1 protein-coding gene and 1 pseudogene are annotated in these 2508 nt (G+C 71.5%); both read left to right on the forward strand.

Going from position 1 to position 2508, the window contains the following annotated elements; all coding sequences use genetic code 11:
• Window positions 1-47: 47 nt before the first annotated feature.
• Window positions 48-2009, forward strand: a complete 1962-nt coding sequence (locus tag EYA84_RS30455) for an amino acid transporter (RefSeq protein WP_201272529.1) — start codon at window positions 48-50, stop codon at window positions 2007-2009.
• Window positions 2010-2183: 174 nt separating this feature from the next.
• A pseudogene (locus EYA84_RS30460) lies at window positions 2184-2508 on the forward strand (hypothetical protein); the annotation flags it as partial.

The following is a 2508-nucleotide window of genomic DNA, read 5'->3' on the forward strand; positions in this document are numbered from 1 at the left end:
TAAGCCTTCGGCGGCAGCGGCAGAGGTGAATAAGCGACAGGGTCACCGTGCCCGACCGGGTAGCGGTACCGGCCGGACCGGCTCGGCCGGAGAGCCGGCTGCGCCGGTGGCTCTTCGTGCACCAGGTGCAGCCGGTCGGCCCGGAGACGGCCGAGGGGCAGACGAAAGCACACGCCTGGTGGCGGGTGATGTGCCTGACCGGTGTCGACTACTTCTCCACCCTGTCGTACCTGCCGGGCATCGCCGCGCTGGCCGCCGGGGCGCTCTCGCCGCTGGCGACTCTGCTGATCGTGGCGCTGACCCTGTTCGGCATGCTGCCGATGTACCGCCGGGTGGCCGGGGAGAGCCCGCACGGCCAGGGGTCGGTGGCGATGCTGGAACGGTTGCTGCCGTTCTGGCGGGGCAAGGTCTTCGTACTGGTGCTGCTCGGATTCGTCGCCACCTCGTGGATCGTGACGATCACGCTCTCCTCCGCCGACGCCACGGTGCACATGTTGCAGAACCCGTACCTGCCGGACGCGTTCGGCGGGACCGCGGTGGCGGTCACGGTCACCGTGGTGCTGCTGCTGATCCTCGGCGGGGTGTTCCTGCTCGGCTTCCGGGAGGCGGTGGCGGTGGCGGTGCCGCTGGTCGCCGTCTTCCTGGTGTTGAACGCGGTGATCGTGGTGGTGTCGCTGACCGACCTGGCCGCGGATCCCGCTCCGCTGGCGGACTGGACTGCGGCACTGACCACGGACGGCGGCGGCCCGGGTGGCGTGGCGCTGACCGCGGCGCTGGCGTTCCCGCTGCTGGTGCTGGGGCTCTCCGGCTTCGAGACCGGGGTGAGCATGATGCCGCTGGTCGCCGGGGAGGGCCGGGACGCCGAGGCCCGGCTCGCCGCGCGCATCCGCAACACCCGGCGACTGCTCACCGCCGCCGCGTTGATCATGTCGGTCTACCTGCTCTCCACCACGTTCGTCACCACGCTGCTCATCCCGCCCGAGCAGTTCGCGCCGGGCGGTGCGGCCAACGGTCGGGCGCTGGCCTACCTCGCGCACGAGCACGTCGGTGAGGCGTTCGGCACCGTCTACGACCTGAGCAGCGTGCTCATCCTCTGGTTCGCCGGTGCCTCGGCGATGGCCGGGTTGATCAACATCGTGCCGCGCTACCTGCCGTCGTACGGCATGGCGCCGGAGTGGGCCCGTGCGGTGCGACCCGTGGTGATCGTCTACACGTTGGTCTGCATCGTGCTGACCGTCGTCTTCCGCGCCGACGTCGACGCGCAGGCCGGCGCGTACGCGACCGGGATCCTGGCGATGATGGTCTCGGCGTCGGTGGCGGTGACCATCGCCGCAATCGCCCGGCGCCAGCGCGCCGCCTCCGTCGGCTTCACCGCGCTCACCCTGGTGCTGGTGTACGCCCTGGTGGAGAACGTGATCGAGAAGCCGGACGGGATCGCCATCTCCGGCCTGTTCATCCTCGGCATCATCGCCGTGTCGCTGGTCTCCCGGGTCAGCCGGACCACCGAGCTGCGGGCGGAGCGGGTCGAGTTCGACGAGGTGGCGCGGCGGTTCGTGGCCGATTCGGTGGCGCACGACGGCCGGTTGCACGTGATCGCCCACAAGCGGCGCAGTGGCGCGGTCAAGGAGTACACCATCAAGGAGCGCGCCCAGCGGGGGCTGAATCCGGTGCCGGGCGCCACCGACGTGCTGTTCCTGGAGATCGACGTGGTGGACCCGTCCGGGTTCCGCCACGTGCTGCGGGTCTGCGGCGTCGAGGTGGGCGGGTACCGGGTGCTGCGGGCCAGCAGCCCGGCCGCGCCCAATGCCATCGCGGCGATCCTGCTGGCGCTGCGCGACGCCACCGGCGTACGCCCGCACGCGCACTTCGAGTGGTCCGAGGGCAACCCGATCGCGCACCTGCTGCGGTACCTGATCCTGGGGCGGGGCGACACACCCCCGGTGGTCCGGGAGATCCTGCGCAAGTCCGAGCCGGACCCGGCCCGGCGGCCGGGCATCCACGTCGGCTGACGAGCCGAGTCCCCTCTGATGCAATATGAACGCGAGTGGCTTACTTATTCACGTATGCCGGATTTGGGTTCTTGATCCTCGTACGGTGACCTCTGGTGGCGGAGGCGACGTCCGCCACCCCGCGCCCGCTTCGGCGCGGCCGTGTCTTCGCATGCACGAGAGGCAGGAACCTTGATGTCCACCTACCGAGGCAGCCCTGGGTCGGGTCGACCCGGACGGCGGTCCCGTTGGCTGTTGGCCGGCGGCCTGATGGCGGGAACTCTGGTGGTCGGGGCGGCGGGCGTGACCGCCGTCGCCTCGGCCACCGAGAGCCGGACACCGGCCCCGAGCCCGGGTCGGGCCGCCGCGATGTACTCCGACGTTCCCGGTGTCCCGGACGCCAGTCCCGGTGCGAACCGGCAGCGGCCGGATCAGCAGGGCCCGGACCGCCAGCGCCCGGAGTGGCGGCACGACGGCGGCGACGCGGACGAACTCCTCGCCACCGGCGGCACCCCGCCAC

The organism is Verrucosispora sp. SN26_14.1 (assembly GCF_004307965.1).
Classification (GTDB): Bacteria; Actinomycetota; Actinomycetes; order Mycobacteriales; family Micromonosporaceae; genus Micromonospora.